This is a genomic window from Ekhidna sp., from assembly GCF_039940915.1.
Lineage (GTDB): Bacteria > Bacteroidota > Bacteroidia > Cytophagales > Cyclobacteriaceae > Ekhidna.
In genome coordinates, this window is sequence record NZ_JBDVFO010000002.1 from 1,650,793 (window position 1) to 1,668,921 (window position 18,129).

15 protein-coding genes and 1 tRNA gene are annotated in these 18,129 nt (G+C 40.7%); 6 read left to right on the forward strand and 10 right to left on the reverse strand.

The window, feature by feature from the left end:
• The first annotated feature begins 34 nt into the window (after positions 1-34).
• The 3 genes from ABJF57_RS12380 to ABJF57_RS12390 all read left to right on the forward strand — a co-directional run bounded on the left by ABJF57_RS12380 (position 35) and on the right by ABJF57_RS12390 (position 3,869).
• The gene (locus ABJF57_RS12380; RefSeq protein WP_462229489.1) at positions 35-997 is read left to right on the forward strand and encodes a PhoH family protein; all 963 of its coding nucleotides are present in this window, start codon (positions 35-37) and stop codon (positions 995-997) included.
• On the forward strand, positions 966-1,403 hold the full coding sequence (locus ABJF57_RS12385; protein ID WP_462229491.1) for a GNAT family N-acetyltransferase: 438 nt from the start codon (positions 966-968) through the stop codon (positions 1,401-1,403). The genes ABJF57_RS12380 and ABJF57_RS12385 overlap by 32 nt, the downstream gene beginning before the upstream one ends.
• A gap of 372 nt (positions 1,404-1,775) precedes the next feature.
• Positions 1,776-3,869 (forward strand): ComEC/Rec2 family competence protein, encoded by a 2,094-nt coding sequence (locus ABJF57_RS12390; protein WP_462229493.1) that lies wholly within the window; start codon positions 1,776-1,778, stop codon positions 3,867-3,869.
• Positions 3,870-4,001: 132 nt separating this feature from the next.
• Here ABJF57_RS12390 and ABJF57_RS12395 read toward each other — a convergent pair whose 3' ends face one another.
• The 4 genes from ABJF57_RS12395 to ABJF57_RS12410 form a co-directional block, all read right to left on the reverse strand.
• A complete protein-coding gene (locus ABJF57_RS12395; RefSeq protein ID WP_462229495.1) occupies positions 4,002-4,964 on the reverse strand; it encodes a beta-ketoacyl-ACP synthase 3 in 963 nt (320 codons plus the stop codon).
• Between the two features lie 101 nt (positions 4,965-5,065).
• The gene (gene uvrB, locus ABJF57_RS12400; protein WP_462229497.1) at positions 5,066-7,087 is read right to left on the reverse strand and encodes an excinuclease ABC subunit UvrB; all 2,022 of its coding nucleotides are present in this window, start codon (positions 7,085-7,087) and stop codon (positions 5,066-5,068) included.
• A 3-nt stretch (positions 7,088-7,090) separates the two neighbouring features.
• Positions 7,091-7,828, reverse strand: coding sequence for a shikimate dehydrogenase family protein (locus ABJF57_RS12405; protein WP_462229499.1), 738 nt, complete (start codon positions 7,826-7,828; stop codon positions 7,091-7,093).
• A 39-nt stretch (positions 7,829-7,867) separates the two neighbouring features.
• The gene (locus ABJF57_RS12410; RefSeq protein WP_462229501.1) at positions 7,868-8,761 is read right to left on the reverse strand and encodes a DUF368 domain-containing protein; all 894 of its coding nucleotides are present in this window, start codon (positions 8,759-8,761) and stop codon (positions 7,868-7,870) included.
• Positions 8,762-8,863: 102 nt separating this feature from the next.
• On the opposite strand from ABJF57_RS12410, the gene ABJF57_RS12415 reads away from it, so the two are divergent.
• A complete protein-coding gene (locus ABJF57_RS12415; protein WP_462229503.1) occupies positions 8,864-9,460 on the forward strand; it encodes a DUF3575 domain-containing protein in 597 nt (198 codons plus the stop codon).
• Position 9,461: 1 nt separating this feature from the next.
• Here ABJF57_RS12415 and ABJF57_RS12420 read toward each other — a convergent pair whose 3' ends face one another.
• The 6 genes from ABJF57_RS12420 to ABJF57_RS12445 form a co-directional block, all read right to left on the reverse strand.
• The gene (locus tag ABJF57_RS12420; RefSeq protein ID WP_462229505.1) at positions 9,462-10,217 is read right to left on the reverse strand and encodes a phosphosulfolactate synthase; all 756 of its coding nucleotides are present in this window, start codon (positions 10,215-10,217) and stop codon (positions 9,462-9,464) included.
• Positions 10,218-10,284: 67 nt separating this feature from the next.
• Entirely contained in the window at positions 10,285-11,688 is a 1,404-nt protein-coding gene (locus ABJF57_RS12425) for a tetratricopeptide repeat protein (protein WP_462229507.1), read from the reverse strand.
• A 96-nt stretch (positions 11,689-11,784) separates the two neighbouring features.
• On the reverse strand, positions 11,785-12,501 hold the full coding sequence (locus ABJF57_RS12430; RefSeq protein ID WP_462229509.1) for a tyrosine-protein phosphatase: 717 nt from the start codon (positions 12,499-12,501) through the stop codon (positions 11,785-11,787).
• Positions 12,501-14,873, reverse strand: coding sequence for a polysaccharide biosynthesis tyrosine autokinase (locus ABJF57_RS12435; protein WP_462229511.1), 2,373 nt, complete (start codon positions 14,871-14,873; stop codon positions 12,501-12,503). The genes ABJF57_RS12430 and ABJF57_RS12435 overlap by 1 nt, the downstream gene beginning before the upstream one ends.
• The gene (locus tag ABJF57_RS12440; RefSeq protein WP_462229513.1) at positions 14,873-15,625 is read right to left on the reverse strand and encodes a polysaccharide biosynthesis/export family protein; all 753 of its coding nucleotides are present in this window, start codon (positions 15,623-15,625) and stop codon (positions 14,873-14,875) included. The genes ABJF57_RS12435 and ABJF57_RS12440 overlap by 1 nt, the downstream gene beginning before the upstream one ends.
• Before the next feature lie 44 nt (positions 15,626-15,669).
• Positions 15,670-16,773, reverse strand: coding sequence for a glycosyltransferase family 4 protein (locus tag ABJF57_RS12445; protein WP_462229515.1), 1,104 nt, complete (start codon positions 16,771-16,773; stop codon positions 15,670-15,672).
• 65 nt (positions 16,774-16,838) lie between these two features.
• On the opposite strand from ABJF57_RS12445, the gene hflX reads away from it, so the two are divergent.
• Together hflX and ABJF57_RS12455 are read left to right on the forward strand one after the other, a co-directional pair.
• Positions 16,839-17,963: a GTPase HflX gene (gene hflX / locus ABJF57_RS12450; RefSeq protein WP_462229517.1), complete on the forward strand. Its 1,125-nt coding sequence runs from the start codon at positions 16,839-16,841 to the stop codon at positions 17,961-17,963.
• 28 nt (positions 17,964-17,991) lie between these two features.
• A tRNA-Arg gene (locus ABJF57_RS12455) sits at positions 17,992-18,063 on the forward strand.
• The last annotated feature ends 66 nt before the right edge of the window (positions 18,064-18,129 follow it).

The window sequence follows — 18,129 nt, forward strand, 5'->3', positions numbered from 1 at the left end:
TAATTTACGTTCGAAGTATTAACTGAAATATCGATTGCTAGAAAAAATAATTACACTTGAAAATGTTTCCTTGGTCGACTTCCTTGGAATCGAGAATCAAAACATCAAAACCATTGCTACGGCCTTCCCCGATAGCCAAATTGTCAGCCGTGGAAATGAGATCAGAATTAAAGGATCGGCACCGCAAATTCTCAAAATCAATGAAATCCTAAACTCGCTGCTTGGACACTACCATGAATATGGCAAGGTGACTACTGATAACGTGAAGGATTTCGTAGATAATGAGCAAAACACCATTGAGGTGGGGCCAAATGCCAGTGCCCTCGTACATGGCACCCGTGGTACACGCATCGTACCTAAGACGGTCAATCAAAAGAAACTAGTAGCTGCTGTGGAGAAAAATGACCTGGTCTTTGCCATAGGTCCAGCCGGTACCGGAAAGACCTACATCTCTGTGGCACTCGCGGTGCGTGCACTGAAAAACAAAGAAGTCAAGAAGATCATCATCACACGTCCTGCAGTAGAGGCTGGTGAAAATCTAGGGTTTCTTCCTGGTGATCTGAAAGAAAAGATTGATCCGTACTTGCGACCCATCTACGATGCGCTCAGCGACATGATACCCGCAGAAAAGCTCAGGTATTATAAGGAAAACGGTGTTGTAGAAATAGCGCCTCTGGCCTATATGCGTGGACGTACACTCAATGATGCATACGTGCTGCTGGATGAAGCACAAAACACCACACCGATGCAGATCAAAATGTTTCTGACCCGGATGGGGCCACAGTCCAAGGTGATCATCACTGGCGATCAGTCACAAATAGACCTTCCCAAAAAGCAGACCTCCGGACTCATCGAAACCATGCGCGTGCTCAAAGAGGTGAAAGGTATTGGGTTTGTAAACCTGGATGAAAGAGATGTGGTACGACACAAGCTCGTAAAAGCAATCATAAAAGCATACAATAAATATGACTTACAGGGTACTCAAGGCAACCAATGAGGAGCTGAAAAAGAAATCCTTTCAGATACGTGAAGAAGTATTTGTAGTGGAGCAGGAAGTGGCTACTGAGGAGGAGTTTGATGAGTTCGAAGATGAATCCCATCACTTTGTGGCACTTGATGAAAATGATGCCCCTGTTGGCTCAGCTCGCTGGAGGTACACCGATAAAGGCATAAAGCTGGAGCGCTTCACAGCTAAGCAAACCATGCGAGGCAAGGGGCTGGGTAGCGCTATCGTGCAAGCGGTACTTGACGACATAGCTGAAAAAGCTAAGCCAGGCACCTGCCTCTACATGCACGCACAGCTACCCGCGGTAAATCTCTACCTGAAGTTTGGCTTCCAGACGAAAGGCGACCAGTTTGATGAATGCGGCATCATGCATTACCTGATGTGGAAGGAGTTGTAGGTTGCTAGATGCTGAAGTTCGGCATGAAAATGATTAGTGCTCTGAATTGGAACATCATCATCTTCAAAGGGACAAACATCCCCAAGCCTCGGTTCGTGTCCCCACAAACCGCACCATTTAACTCATGCTTTAGGGTTTGTGAAGACACAAACCATAGCGAAGGATTTAAAGACGCAGAATTACTAGAAGGTCACGCCATCCTCAAGGGGGCAAATATCTTATTCTCTCTATAGCAGGCTTGAATCAGGTATACAAATCGTAATCCCGAACCTACATTCTTAATAATTCTTCATTTACCTGGCTACTACATCCTAGCATGCAAGGGTGTTTTTCTGGAACTCCTATCCTTTTGTTCGATTCAGCATAGCTCTCATGCTAGGCGTCTTGTGCTATGATCAAAATCCTGATCTTTGGAAAAATCCATTGGAGGCACTCATCGTTGGGATCATCGGTTATGCCATCTCCGTTTTTTCCTCGCATAAATTTGGCTTTTTCAAGCTTCGACACATAAACGGTTGCTTAGGGTTGTTGCTCATTTTTTACATTGGAGGCTATTCCGTTCAGTCCAAGTATCATACTAAAGATCCATCCCATTATACAAACCTTGAAAATAACATGAGGGGGTTTTCAGGAGTCATTGTCAGTCAGAAGAATGAACGCAAAAATCACTTTAGATATGATTTCAGACTGGATCACATCATCACCCGAAAGGATTCTCTCATAGCTGCAAATGGCGAAATCCATCTCTATATTCGAAAGGATTCTTCGAACCTTACCTTTCAATACGGGGATCAACTCAATGTCTATGGTCGCTATTTCCGCATAAATGATCCTGACAACCCGGGAGAATTCAATTACAAACAATACCTCGAGAGGCAAAACATCTATAGCCATGCTTTTGTAGAAAATCACCATGTCGAACTAGTCCGGAATGCCGCGCCCAGTAGCTTGTTTCAATGGGCATACAGCATAAGAGCACATGCAAATAGCACAATTGATAAACATATCCATCAACCAAGAGAAAATGGCATTGCTAAGGCGCTATTATTGGGAATCAAAGACCACCTGGACGATGATTTAAAAAAAGCATATTCCGCCGCAGGTGCTATGCACGTTCTTGCAGTCTCCGGCTTGCACGTTGGCATTATTTTACTGATTATCAAGCTAATTTTCGGAAAACTAAGACAGGAAGGAAAAAGAGGTAGGTATGTTTTCGGATTGATTAGCCTCTCAATTATTTGGCTTTATGCCATAGTAACGGGATTAAGTCCGTCTGTGCTAAGAGCAGCCACCATGTTCTCCATGATCGCGTTGAGCGATGCATCCTCAAGAGAAAGCAACATCTACAATTCTCTTGGGCTTGCGGCATTCATTCTCCTGCTCTTTGATCCATACCTAATCTACTCTGTCGGGTTTCAATTGTCTTTTGCAGCAGTCATTGGGATTGTTTACTTACAACCCAAACTTTATTTACTCTTGGATTTTCGACACTTCCTTATTGATAAATCATGGATGATCACCTGTGTTTCAATAGCCGCACAGCTTTCCACTTTTCCACTGACCGCATACTACTTTCACCAATTCCCTACCTATTTTCTCATCTCCAACCTTATCGTTATCCCCTCCTCTTTTCTCATGCTCATTGTGGGCATTTGCATGCTATGCATTGATCCGATCATTCCTGTGGTAGGCAAATTGATTGGGTTACTGCTCCAGCATTTTATGTGGATTGTAAATCAAGCCATTACCTATGTTCACAAATTGCCAAACAGTCTGATCGAGTGGATTTACATGGACGAAGTAGGGCTTATACTAACATATTCAATCGTACTTACACTCATAGCAAGTCTTCACTATCGCACATTCAAAACGCTTAGCGTTTCTGCTGTTTTAATCATTGCCCATTTTTCCTGGACCATTCTAGACAATGAGACGCAAGCCAGAAAAAATGAATTGGTTTTTTATCAGATTGATGATAAGATCGCCATTGATCATATTGAAGGTCATACTGCCGTTCTTTATATCAATGAGGTAGCGGAAAATGAGGTTGAGTTGCTTGCCCATCAAATAAACCCTAACAGACTTTCTTCACATTTGAAGCCAATTAGCGAAACCATCATTCCATTAAATCAAGGCGGTTTCAAAGAGAAAGATGCCATTCATCAGGGTGTCATTGCTGGTAAACGGATCATTATTATCGACTCAACCACCTTTCACCTTGAATTCAGGGATACCATTGAAGTAGATTATATCATTATTAACAACGGCAGTGTTAAAAATTTAAACTGGCTGAAAAATCATTTTACGTTTGATCGGATTATCATCAGTCCTAAAAATTCCATTTACTACTCCAGGAAAATGAGGAAGCAAGCCACATCACTGGGTCTCAACATTCATTCTTTGAAGGAGGAAGGAGCACTGAAAATCTCTTTAAAAGAGGGCATAAAAAAAGAGCGGACAATATAGCCCGCTCTGTTCACCACCAATCCCGACTAGCATCGGGAAAAACTTACTACCGCCTAGTAGTATCACAAATGTAATACATATACTGGTTCACCAAAGGATATTTAGGAAAAACCACGGTCAAAAATCAATTTTTTACCACTTAACGATTGTACCTGCAAAAGTCAATCCTCCTCCAAATCCAATCATCAGAACAATATCGCCTTTCTTTATACCACCGTTAGCTACAGATTTAGCAATGGCCAGCGGTATTGAAGCAGAGGAAGTATTTCCAAAATCCGTCACACTTTGCGGTATTTTACTCATTGGATAATCCAAATTCTTAGCGATGGCCTCTATTATGCGAAGATTGGCACTGTGTGGCACGATGTAGTCCAGATCGTCTAAGGTCATTCCTGCTTTTTCCACAAGCTCCTTAATCTTGATTGGTATATTCCCCACCGCCCACTTAAAAACCGAGCGTCCGTTTTGAATTATTTTACCATTTGGGTTTATCCCGACACCATTGATGCTGTTTTTTTTATGACTTAGGTACAGGTCGTGACCAAAATCACCGTTTGTGCCTGAATTAAAGGCCATGAAGTGCTCATCCTCACTTGGCTCTATGAGTACCGCTCCTGCGCCATCTCCAAAGAGGATGCATGAAGTTCGATCTTTCAGATCCATTATTTTTGATAACGCCTCGCTCCCAATCACTAGCACTTTCTTGTAAACACCTGAATTCACAAAACCGTGTGCCATTTGTATTCCGTAAACGAAACCGGCGCAGGCGGCATAAATATCATTACATCCGGCATTCTTAATGCCTAGCTTATACTGGACACGAGATGCCGTATTGGGCATGGGCTGATCTGGAGAAGTTGTGCATACTACAATGAAGTCCACATCGGAAACATCTGCGCCACTGTTGGCCATCAGGTTTTCCACTGCCTTTACCGAAAGATCACTTGCATACTCACCGTCTTTCGCAAATCGTCGAGTCTTGATACCCGTGCGTGACTCAATCCACTCATCATTCGTATCAATGAACTGTTCGAAGTAGTGATTGTCTATGATTTTTTCTGGCACATAAGTGCCGAATGCGGTAATTCTTGACATAATAAAGATTTGGGAGATTTGTACTGAAAAAGATTAATCTTTTGTGATGACTGTCTGTTTCAAAAGCAAGTTGAATTAGTATATTGGTAAATCCAAAGAAGCTACTTACTTTCTTTCAGCATTTTTTCAGCTTCCTGCAGCTCATCCCTTAGTCTTGCGGCTTCCATGAAATCCAAATCTTTTGCTGCCTTCTCCATTTTTCGCCTGGTCTCGTTTACCAGCTTGGAGAGTTGCTCTTTCGACATGTAGGAAACAATAGGATCTGCTGCCAGCGATTGTTCTTCTTCGATGTAATACTTCTTGGCTCCTTTTTTCTTATCCGCTACTCCTGTCTGTCGAAGGATTTCTTCTTTATTTTTCTTTAATGAAACCGGAGTAATGCCATGCTTTTCATTGTATTCCATTTGAATACTTCTGCGGCGATTGGTTTCATCAATGGCAACTCTCATTGACCCTGTAACTTTATCTGCATACATTATCACCTTCCCATGATCGTTTCGAGCCGCTCTACCAATGGTTTGAACCAAAGATCGCTCATTCCTCAAGAATCCTTCCTTGTCTGCATCCAATATCGCTACGAGAGACACCTCCGGCAAATCAAGTCCTTCCCTAAGCAAATTCACCCCTACCAGTACATCAAAAACCCCCAATCTCAATTCTCTGAGTATCTCCACTCGGTCAAGCGTATCCACCTCTGAATGAATATATCGAGTCTTTACTCCAGCATTGAGTAAATACTTGGTGAGTTCCTCGGCCATACGTTTGGTCAATGTAGTCACCAGTATGCGATCTTCCATTTCTATTCGTTGCTGTATTTCTTCCATCAAATCATCAATCTGATTTTGACTTGGACGTACATCGATAACCGGATCCAATAATCCGGTAGGTCGTATGAGTTGCTCAATAATCACTCCTTCAGACTTTCTTAGCTCATATTCACTTGGTGTCGCACTTACAAATACCACTTGGTTGAGCATGTCTTCGAATTCATTGAAAGTCAATGGGCGATTGTCCATTGCCGAAGGAAGGCGGAAACCATAATCTACCAGGTTTACTTTCCTTGCTCTATCTCCTCCCCACATTCCTCTAACTTGAGGTACGGTCACGTGGCTTTCATCAATGATCATTAAAAAGTCATCCGGAAAATAGTCCAGCAGACAGAATGGCCTGCTCCCCGGTGATCGCCGATCGAAATATCGGGAATAATTTTCCACACCGGAGCAATAGCCAATCTCGCGGATCATTTCCAGATCAAATTCAGTGCGCTCTTTTAACCTCTTTGCCTCAAGGAATCTACGTTCGTCTTCAAAGAACTGTACCTGCTCCACCATGTCGTCCTGAATTTCCTTGATTGCTACCTGAAGTTGATCTTTTGCTGTAACAAAAAGATTGGCTGGAAAAATGCTGATGATTCGTTCATCTGATTGTTTTTCTCCAGTGATAGGGTCAATCCGCTGTATGGACTCTATTTCATCTCCCCAAAAAATGAAACGATAAGCAAAATCCGCATACGCCACAAAGACATCTACCGTGTCTCCTTTAACCCGGAAAGTTCCTCGCTTAAATTCTGCTTCGGTTCGACTGTAAAGAATATCTACCAAATCGAAGAGGAATTTATTCCTGGACACTTTATCGCCTTCCTGTACCTTAATCACATTCTTACCAAACTCTTCCGGATTTCCAATACCATAGATGCAAGAAACTGATGCTACTACGATCACATCTCTTCTCCCTGAAAGTAGCGCGGAAGAGGCACTTAATCGAAGTTTCTCAATTTCATCATTTATTGAAAGATCCTTTTCTATGTAAACGTTGCTTGTAGGAATGTACGCTTCCGGCTGATAGTAGTCATAGTATGAGATGAAATATTCGACTGCATTTTCAGGAAAAAATCGCTTGAACTCCCCGTACAACTGTGCTGCCAATGTCTTATTATGACTGAGTACAAGTGTTGGTTTCTGTACTTGCTCTACGACGTTAGCCATCGTAAATGTTTTACCCGATCCCGTTACACCCAGCAACGTCTGCGCAGGTTCATCATTATTGATCCCCTCGATGATTTGACGAATCGCTGATGGCTGATCCCCCGTTGGGCTATACTCCGAAACAAGTTTGAATTCCATATTTTAACTATTCCAAATATCCCACGATCTCTCGGCTTGTAGCTCCAACATCTCAAGTCCATTTTTAGTTTTAGCGCCATACTTTTCGCCTTGCTTTAAAAAAGCCGTCTGCTCCGGATTATAAACCAAGTCGTAAAAGAAGGTTCCTTTGCTAATCTTACTGTACGGTAGATCAGGTATCGATTCGTTATTAGGATGCATCCCTAATGGTGTAGTATTAATGATTAATCTGAAGCGGGTAATGATGTCCGGATTGGATTTGATCTGTTCATAGGTATAATCACCACCCTTATTACTTCTGCTTACCTGATTGTAAGGAATTTTCAGATCTGTCAGCCCTGCTTGCACGGCCTTAGAAGCTCCTCCAGACCCAAGAATTAGAGACTCTCCTTTAAATTTTCCCAACCACACGCTAAGTGAATCTCTGAAGGCCATATAATCAGAATTATATCCGATAAGCTTGTTTCCTTTTTTGCAAATAACATTAGCGGCACCTACTTTGATTGCGCTAACATCCTGCTTATCCAAGTATTTCACTACATTCTCTTTATGAGGAACGGTCACATTGAGACCACAGAGATCGCCATGCTGAAGCCAAAGAGCAGGAAATTCGTTGAGAAACTCCATTTCAAATAAGTCATATACATGATCTTTCAGACCAAGGTCTTGGAATTTCTTTTGGAAGAAATTCTGTGAGTAGCTATGTCCCACTGGATAACCGATCAACCCAAAGCGCTTCATTTAGACTAAAGTTATATCAAGAACTCAACCCAACCTAAACTACTCCTCAACAGTGGCAGATTTTCGTTCCATCCAAAAAACAATGAAAAATCCAAGAATGATAAAAAAGCTTGAGTACAAGAAATCAATATTCATCGCGGGAACCTCCCAAACGTATCCAACAGCCTTTTCCTTACCCTCAAACATTTCCGTCAGTGTGGCTTTCCACGGCCAAATTATCAACAAAGAACCAGCTACAAATCCGCTGAGAGTAGCTACGGTCTCATCTTTGAATCTACCAAATAAGAAAGATAAAATGCGCGATAATGCCACAAGTCCAATAATACATCCGATTGCGATAGGAGCAAGTATGCTAATATTCAGACTGCTAATCGCTTTTAATACCAGCAAGTAATTACCCATTAGTAATAAAATGTATGATCCTGAAAGCCCAGGGAGTATCATACTGCAAACAGCAACGACCCCACATAGTATTAGATACATAAACGACTCATTGGGTTGTGCTGGTGGAAGGAAGGCAATACCAATGGCAATTGCAGCACCTATAGTAAAGGAAAATATGACTGTCGCAGTAAGCTTGCTGACTTGTTTTGAAACAGCCAGAACTGACGCAACTATTAAACCAAAGAAAAATGAGAGTGTAAGAACTTCATACTGTTCAAGTAGAATTTCCAAAAGCTTGGCTAAGCTGATGATGCTAACAAAAACTCCAAAAAATAAAACAACCAGAAAGTAGAAATCTACTTTCTTTCCAAACTCGCGAAATCGACCACTAAAAAATAATTTTAGTGCTTCTACATCGACATTCTTAAGGGCGTTGATCAAGCGTTCATAAATGCCGGTAATAAAAGCGACTGTACCTCCTGACACACCGGGGATCACATTAGCTGCTCCCATTGCAGCCCCTTTAACGAAAAGTTTGAAGTTGATCATTGTACGAAATACGTTATTACTGACATGAGGTGCAAATACTGATGAAATTTTTAGGGGAAATCGTTTTTACTTCACTCTAACGAAAAACAACACTTACTTGCTATGAAAATTTTGATCACCGCCACCCTCCTCTTTGTTTCTTTTTTTTCCTTCTCCCAAAAAATAGATACAAGTTATTCCAAGAATAAGAAACGTGCCATAAAAATGGAGTTCTTTTCTCCGTTGACTGGAAATACCACATTTGGTTATGAGAGCTACATAAAAGACTGGCTTTCCTGGGAGGCTAAAATTGGCATCATTGGATTAGGGGTAAGCGCTCATGACGCAAACTATAAAGGTTTTTTATTCAAAGGTGGGCCAAAGTTTAAGCTTAATCCTGACTTTATCACCAGTGATTTAAGAGGGTCACATTTGCTTAGTGGTAAATATATTCGCCCTGAAATCATCTTTGCCCAATATCAAGCTGAAGATGAATTTTTCGACTCCAGCTCAAAATCAATCACATCTGTAGCTCTTATGATTACCTATGGTCGGCAATATGTTCTGGCCAACATCATGACTCTTGATTATCACATAGGTTTGGGATACGGCTATGACTCCTCTGAAGATGGGAGATATAACTTTGGCCATTCCAATGGTAATTCAGATTTTCCAATCGCCATATCTGCAGGATTCACGATTGGCGTCCTTTTGAAGTAGTTTATAAAAAATAGTCGAATGTGTCTCCTCTTAGTCCCAAACGAATAGTCTCCAATGGAATTACTTCATTGGGAGCAATATTACCAAGGTTTACATTGGATCCGCCAAGTTTGATGAACCATACCTGTTGTGCTTTCTGAGGAGCTTCCCAGAGAATCTTATCTGCAGGAATTTGAGTTAAAATCTCTTCAACCAGTCCTTGTCTTACTTCTCCAGAGTCTCTGAATAGTCCGACATTTCCGCTTTCTCTTGCCTCACCTATCACCTTCCAGGCACCAGCTTCCAGCTCTGTGCTCATCTGTTCGATCCATTTGTATGGAGGTATAATCTTGGCCGCATCTTTTGATCCAACTTCACTAAGGACTGTTACCTGCTTAGCCAGGGTTCTTATGTATTCACATTTTTTATCGTGATCCATCACCAAAGATCCATCAGAAACCTCAGCGTACTCCAGGCCGAATTCATCAAGCACTCTTTGATAATCAGCAAACTGATCGCGAACAATAAATGCTTCAAATAAAGTTCCTCCAAAGTAGCATGGAATCCCAGCTGACTTATAAATGGCGATTTTCTCCTTTAATTTCGGATATAAATAAGATGTCGCCCAGCCAAATTTTACGATATCTATGTATTCACCACTCGACTCAATGAGGTCTTCCACTTCTCTAAGGCTAAGGCCTTTGTCCATGACCATGGTGTACCCCTCGTTTCTCGGTTTTTGAGTTCGCTCTGGTATATTGTTAAGATGATAATTCATGTAGGGTTTTTGATACTCGTGAAAAACAAGCGACAAAAATCACAAATTATCCTTAGACGGTCAAAGATTATTGATTATCCTGACGAAACTGATCAATAATTCTGTAAAGTGCCTTTTGCGTAGGTAGGTTCGGGAAGAAGTCAAAAAGTACTTCGTGAGCATCAAAATCCAATATTAACGCAGTTTCCAGTCTATTTATAGCATTTTTATAGCTACCAGAACCAATCAGATAAACGACACCTCTATAATACATTTCGGCATTATCTGGACATTCATCCAAGCCTTGCTCTAATATGGAAATAGCCTCTTCATAGTTTCCTTGCTCATAGTACACCATAGACCAATCCAGCCAGATTTTAGGATCTTCGGCATCCATCTCACTCGCTTCTCGATACGCCTCTATGGAAGAAACCAGGTTACCCGTTTTATATTCGGCATCTGCTACCGCCTTCCAATACAATACATTCTCAGCATCTATTTTGAGGGCTTTATTCAAAAAGTGAATGGCCTCATACCATTTCTCCTGAATGGCTAGACATACGCCAACTCCATACCAAGCTTCGTGATACAGTTGGTCCAGCTTAGTTGCTTTTTGATAATACTTTATTGCCAGATCATGCTGATCCAATTTTTCATACGCTGCTCCAATGTGACAATAGGTTTCAGGTGAGGCTCCTTCCTGATCATATGTTTTCAGGTAGGCCGCAAGGGCTCTGTCATATTTCCCCAGATTCATTAGTGCATTGCCCATGTTAAACCAGGCACTGCTAAATTCCTCATCTATTGCAGTAGCATATTCATATGCATCCACCGCTTCCTCAAACTTTGAAAGTTTGTTATATACGATACCAAGGTTATACCAAGCATACTCTGAGTATGGATCTTGATCAATGAACTTTTGATAGTATGACAAACTACTCTCCAACTCTCCCGACACATCGAGGCAATAAGCCAATTCGTACAAGGCGTTTTCGTTGAGCATGTTGATTTCTATTGCAAGCTTGTACTGCTCAGCTGCTTCTTTGTACTTACCCATTCCCTGGTAAGCCATTCCCATACTGAAATAGACCTCATCTTTTTCTTCGACATTCATCAGCGCGCTCTCATATGCTTCAACTGCTTCTTCAAATTCCGAAAGCAGGCAATGGATAGCTCCTTTTTGAAGTAATAGCTCTGGATCATTTGGCTGAATATTGAGTGTCTCGTCCAGTAAGTCTATTGCTGCATCAGACTTTTCCAATTTTACTAGTACGTCTGTCTTCTCTATTGTAATATCAATGGAATACGGAAATTGATCCAATGCGATGTTGGCTGCTTTTAATGCTTGATTAAGCTTATCGTGTACGCTGTAATAGCATATGATCTGAATCATTGCCTCCTCATCAAAGAAATGATTCTCTTTGTTTTTAAGGAACGCTTCAAACTTGCGAATCAACTCTCTCTCTTCCTTACGTTTATGTTCTTCAGCCATGGTGAAAGATTAATATTGGCGGTAAATCTTAAAAGGAATTTACGTGAAAATGTATTTAAATCCTTTGGGATAGGAGCTAAAAAGTTTTCCACACCCTCATAAAAGTTGTCGATTTTTCAACTCTCCTCTTTTCAAAATTCTCTGTACTTCTTTCGAGTTCAACCCTTTTTCTAAATATGCTAAATGAGATGCTCGATGTAAATCTGATCCTAAAAAATCAACCATGTCATTCTGCAGTAGCAACTTTCCAACTTGTTCGGGGATTTTCCCATAATATCCTCCTATTGAACCCAAAGTCACTTGCAACATCACTCCCATACCTTTAAGTTCCTTCAACCATTCTATTCTACCTTCCAGGAACTTGTATCTCTCAGGGTGTGCTAAAACAGGGGTATATCCCTGCGCTAGTAAATCAAACATCACCGCTTCAAAAAAAATAGGCTTGTTGACAAATGAGGATTCAACAAGCACCAGCTTTCCTCCAAAAGAAAGAATCGGATCATTTCTTTTTACTCTGTCATGAAAAGATTCGTCAACAAAATATTCTGCTGCTACCTCTATTTCTATTGCTAATTTTTGTTTTGATACCTCCTGTTGTAAGGTGTTCAGCCCTGCTAAGATTACCTCAGGTGTGTTCGGATAATTTGGATGAATATGAGGCGTGGTGATTACCTTCTCAAAATCCAAATTAATCAGCGCTTCAATCATTTCGATGCTTTGCTCCATGGACTGAGAACCATCGTCTATGTTGGGGATTAGATGAGAGTGTATATCCACATCCAGTGAAGCGCGACTTCTTCGAAGCAGACCCATTAGAATAAGTTCCTGATGGATGATGTTACTTTCTCAACTTTCGATTCATCATCTGTGTAATAGCCGTATCCATACCCATATCCATACCCATATCCTGGAGTTGAATCAATGGAGTTTAGAATGGTAGTCATATTCGAGAATTGTCCTGTGGCCTTCATGTCGTTCAACACTTTTACGAAGTTTCGTTTTGAATAATCCGCCCGAACGATGTACAACTGAATATCACAGTATTTCATCACCAGACGACCATCCGTTACCAGGCCGACAGGAGGAGTATCTAAAATAACTACGTCAAATTCCTTCCTTAAGTCATCGAGCATTTTAGTAAACTTCTCTTGTAAAAGAAGTTCTGACGGATTAGGTGGAGTTGGCCCGGCGGCTATAAATGCTAACCCATCTATTCTGGACGTTTGTACACTCTTTTTTATGGTGCTTTTACCTGACAAAATTGTACTGATGCCGTCAGTATTATTGGAACCACCAAAAGCAAGATGCACCTTTGGCTTTCTCATGTCAATATCGACAACACATACTTTCTGACCTGTCATAGCCATGATAGCTCCTAAATTTGCAGCTACAAAGGTTTTTCCTTCCCCAGAAATAGTAGATGTAACACTGATGGATTTAGATGAGGCATTGGGGCTAATGAAATCCATGTTGGTACGTATCGTACGCAATGCCTCACTTAAAGAGCTCTTAGAATCTTTTTTCACAACCAATGACGTCTGATTCAACACTTCTTTTTTGTAATGAGGTATGGCTCCAAGAACTGGAACATGAACGAGTTTCTCAAGCTCCCGAACACCGGCAACTTTGTTATGCGCAAGATATCTTACCAATAGGAAGACGATACTCATCACCAAGCCAATCATGAAACCAGCACCAATAATTAGTGCTTTTTGAGGTTTGATCGGTCCATTTGGAAGTGAAGCTGGTGACAGTACTACATTTCTGGTGACAGTGCCTGCACGGGTGATTTCAAGCTCCATTTTAGAAGTCTGGAGCGATAGCATAAATTCTTCTTGAAGCTCATAGAATCGTCTGTTCTTCCCATACTCCGTACCCATTGATGGCATTTGAGAAAGATTGTTTTCCAGCAACCTTCTCCTCCTGTTAACCTGAGCTCGCTGATCATCAAGGATGGTTTCATAAGACTTCAACAAGTCAGTAATGAGCTCCTTGCTTCGATCCAGTTTATTGTCGAGTTGCTCAATTATGTAAGAAGTTTCATTGTAGGATGCCAACTTAAGCTCACGCTCTTGTTGCAAGCCAGAATAATCCACCAATGATTCCCCCAAAGACTTTGGGAGCTGTTCCAATAAAAATGGATTAATTGATATAGCCCCTTTTTCATCTACTCTCTTTTGTATCAGATCAAGGTCGGCCATGTTCTTTCTTATCCTAAAACTTTGAGAATCAAGAACCGCAAGTTGTTGGATTGTTCGATCAAGGTCTTTACCAAGATTTGTCGTTCTGTTTTCAATAGTGAACTGCTCAAAATAACCCTCGTATTCAGATAACTTCTTTTCTGTACTCTCAATCTGATTATCCAAAAAATCGATTTTCTGTTCAATAGCTACATTCTTTACTTCTCTAGTATACGAGAGATAGAGCGAATCCATGAGATTAACCAAGTCTCTAGCTTTGTACTTATTAAAGTCCGAATAGGAAACTTTGATCGTCTTTGCATTGAAATTTTCCGGAATTACCTCAAGGTTGGACTGCAGATCATCTACCAATTGATCACCGCTGCTAACTACGAAGAAGTATTTATTATCATCTGGACTATAGTAAGCCGTTCTGTCTATGAGTAAGTTAAAATCCTCCGTTTTTATTTCTTCTCCGAAGGCATGTTCACCTACTAGCTCCTGCCCATCCTTTGCATAGGTCAACGTGAATGAGTCTTCAGCACCAAATTCTAAATCAAAAGGAGTTCCATAAAACGCTGAATTATGTATCTTATAGGATACTATGAATGGAGAATTTCGATAACGCTCATCTGTAAGATACCTACCATATACATGATAGGTAACATCCATATCTGCGGCATCCGCAACTCTGGATAGAAACAACTTAGATTTAATTAGTTCGATTTCCCCAGAGATTTCATTTCTCTCTTGTGTATTGACCGCCTCCACAAGTCCCAAAACATTTGCTTCGCTTTCAAATTCAAGCTTAATGATGGACTCAGAATTAAAGACCGGCTTAGTATATCGTACATAGACATATGAAAGTGATGTCGAGAGAATCACAAATCCTACTAACCAGAATTTGCTTCTTTTTAAGACATACCAAAACCGCTCAAGGTCAAAGGACTGAAGAAAATCATTCTCAGCTTCTAAATTATGTTGTGACTGTAAGCCGTCTTCCATTATAAATTTTGAACTACCACAATTAACGTAAGGACACTAGATACTAGGCTAAGTGCAGGTGAAACATCTCGAAGTGTTTCAAGCCAAGGCCTCCTCCAGGGCTCGATATAAATAACATCTCCAGGTTCTACAGACATATTCGTTTCTTTCATCCCGCTAATTGTACCTAGGTTAATTTGATAGACATTATCCCCACGAATTAGTTTTATATTTTGAGCTTTTGCGCCTAAATCAAGCCCTTCAGCTGATGCCAAAACTTCGAAAATACTCGTGTTTTCATTCGGGATTGGAACAACCCTACCTCCAGGTGCGCCAAGTACAAAGACCCGTCTATTGGTTACACTTAGTTTCACAAAAGAACCTTTGTAAGCTGCATCGAATTTTTCTGCTAGCAACTTCTCTGCTTCAAACATGGTCAGCCCTGTTAACTCTATTTCCCCTACCATTGGTAAAAGGGCCATTCCATTTGCCTGAATGATGTATTGAAAACGGTTTCTAAATTGTTGTTGTTGCTGAGCTGGACCTGTAATCATTTCAAGATTTGGATCAATCAAACGCTCTCCTTCGTTTGTGAAAACATCCAAGAGCAGTGCGTCATTCGGCTTTAGCTTGTAGTTACTCTCCAATTCGCCCGTAACTTGAGCTAAATCACTCTCGGTGAATTCATCATCAAGCTTAAACATGATATCTTGTTTGTAGGCCTTGCAACTACTTAAAATGGCGATTAAAACGATTAGTACTAAACGGTTCACAGATAAGTATTTAAAGACGTAAAAATAGAGGAAATATTTTGGGATCAACGGATGATTCGACGTATAACATCTTGATACATATCAATTACGATTCTTTCATCATAAGTCTTTTCCACTAACGAACGAGAGTTAGCTGCCAGTTGCTTTTTTTCTGGCAAGGTCAATGAAAGAAATAACTTTAATTTATTAAGCAGGCTGCCAGCACTTTTGGGCTCACATAAAAAGCCATTGTATCCATCATTCACTACTTCCCTGCACCCCGGAACATCCGTTGAGATGAGTGGCCTTCCAAGCGCTGCTCCTTCTAATAGTGTTCGAGATGTGCCCTCACGGTACGATGGTAACACCACAGCATCATGTTCAGCTATCACTTGTGTGATATCATTGGAGTGTTCCAGGTATTTAATCCAGTTGTTATTAACCCAATGATCCAATTCACTTTTCTGAATCGACCTGGAATGCCCTTCATCCAGCTTTCCAATGAGCGTAAAGCTTACATTATCATTGTCAGCAAAATGAGATGCCGCCTCGGCATACTCTCTGACTCCTTTTTCAATGATAACCCTTGAAATCATTACGAAGCTCCCACCTTCATTTCGTTTGAAGGGTAGAGGTTTAAATTGTTCAAGGTCAATTCCTGAACCGGGTAAAATGCTTATTCTGTTTCTATGTACGCTAACCTTGGACGTGAATAGGTTTTCATCGTCCTCATTTTGAAAAAATATATGACTGCTAAACCTGAAAGCTACCTTGTAGAGAATCATGGCCACTTGACCTGCTATTCCCTTGACCAAAAAAACTGTTCCTAATCCACTCACATTACATATCACAGGTGTAGAGCTAACAGCCCCAGCCAGAGAGGCATATATATTGGACTTGATGGTATATGAAAGAACAACGTCCGGATTCTCTTTTCTAAAAGTTTTGAGGAGCTTTCTGAGATAAAAGGTGTCTTTGATAGGATTAGCACCAGTTCTCTCAAGGGTGGTATTAATCCATACAACCCCCCAATCTTGAATCTCATTGGTGTATTCATCTTCAGGTGCCAATACTAGCACTTCATCACCTCTGGAGAGAAAGTGGTTAACAAGTCCTTTACGAAAATTATAAATATTCCAGCATGTGTTGGCAACAAAAGCAATCTTCACTGTTTTAATTCTTTGAGTAGCAAACTTTTGTAAGCTATTGTTTATTAGCAAACTTTGCGAAAGATATGATCGAAACTGCAAAAAAGAACGAACGAGGAATTTTGGTTGCCCTGGGATCAAAGTCAGAAACTGATGAGCGTCTGGAAGAAATGATGGATGAGCTGGAGTTCCTTTCTCAAACTCTTCAAATTGACATTTTAGGCAAGTTCACTCAAAAACTTGAGCACCCAGATTCTAAAACGTTTGTGGGTAAAGGGAAAGTTGAGGAGATAAATACCTTCTGTAAAGTGGAAAAGATAGACGTTGTTGTCTTTGATGACGATCTATCACCTTCACAGCTTAGAAATCTCGAAAAAGAATTGAAGGTTAAAATCTATGACAGGAGCCTGCTAATTTTGGATATCTTTTTAAAAAGAGCCAAAACAGCTCAAGCTAAAACTCAAGTGGAATTGGCACGCTACCAATACCTGCTACCAAGACTTACAAGGATGTGGACTCACCTTGAGAGGCAGAGAGGTGGAACTGGTACTCGTGGTGGTGCAGGGGAAAAAGAGATTGAAACGGACAGAAGAATAATTAGAGATCAAATCAATGTTCTGAAAAAGAAACTTGAGAAAATAGAACGTCAATCCAACACACAAAGAAAGTCCAGGGGAGGAATTGTAAGAGTGGCATTAGTAGGCTACACAAATGCTGGCAAATCTTCATTGATGAGAACCTTGAGTAAGGAAAAAGTATACGCCAAGGATGAGTTATTTGCTACAGTCGATTCTACAGTTAGAAAAGTCGTGCTTAACAACCTTCCATTTTTGCTATCCGATACCGTAGGTTTCATCAGAAAACTTCCTCATTCATTAATTGAGTCCTTTAAATCTACACTCGCTGAGGTAAGAGAAGCTGACATTTTACTGCATGTAATAGATACATCCAATCCATCTTACGAGGATCATATTCGAATAGTAGATGAGACCTTGGGAGAAATCGGGGCTGGAAACATCACCACCATCAAGGTCTTCAATAAGATTGACAAAGTGGAAGATTCACTGCAACCCCACGGAAAAGGGCTAGCCATCCAAATAAGTGCTAAAACGGGGATTGGAATACCTGAGCTGAGAACTCTTCTAGCTGAAGAAGTGAAAAAAGTGCATATGAGAATCTATCCTAACTACATTCACCCGGAGGTGTATTAAGTTTTTTAAATTAGCACATATTCTACAAGGCTCCGTAGTTCAATGGATAGAATAGTGGTTTCCTAAACCGTAGATGCAAGTTCGATTCTTGCCGGAGCTACAACTTTGAATATAAAGCTAACCACATACCATTTCTCAAAATGAAAACTTATTTCTCATTTTGAGA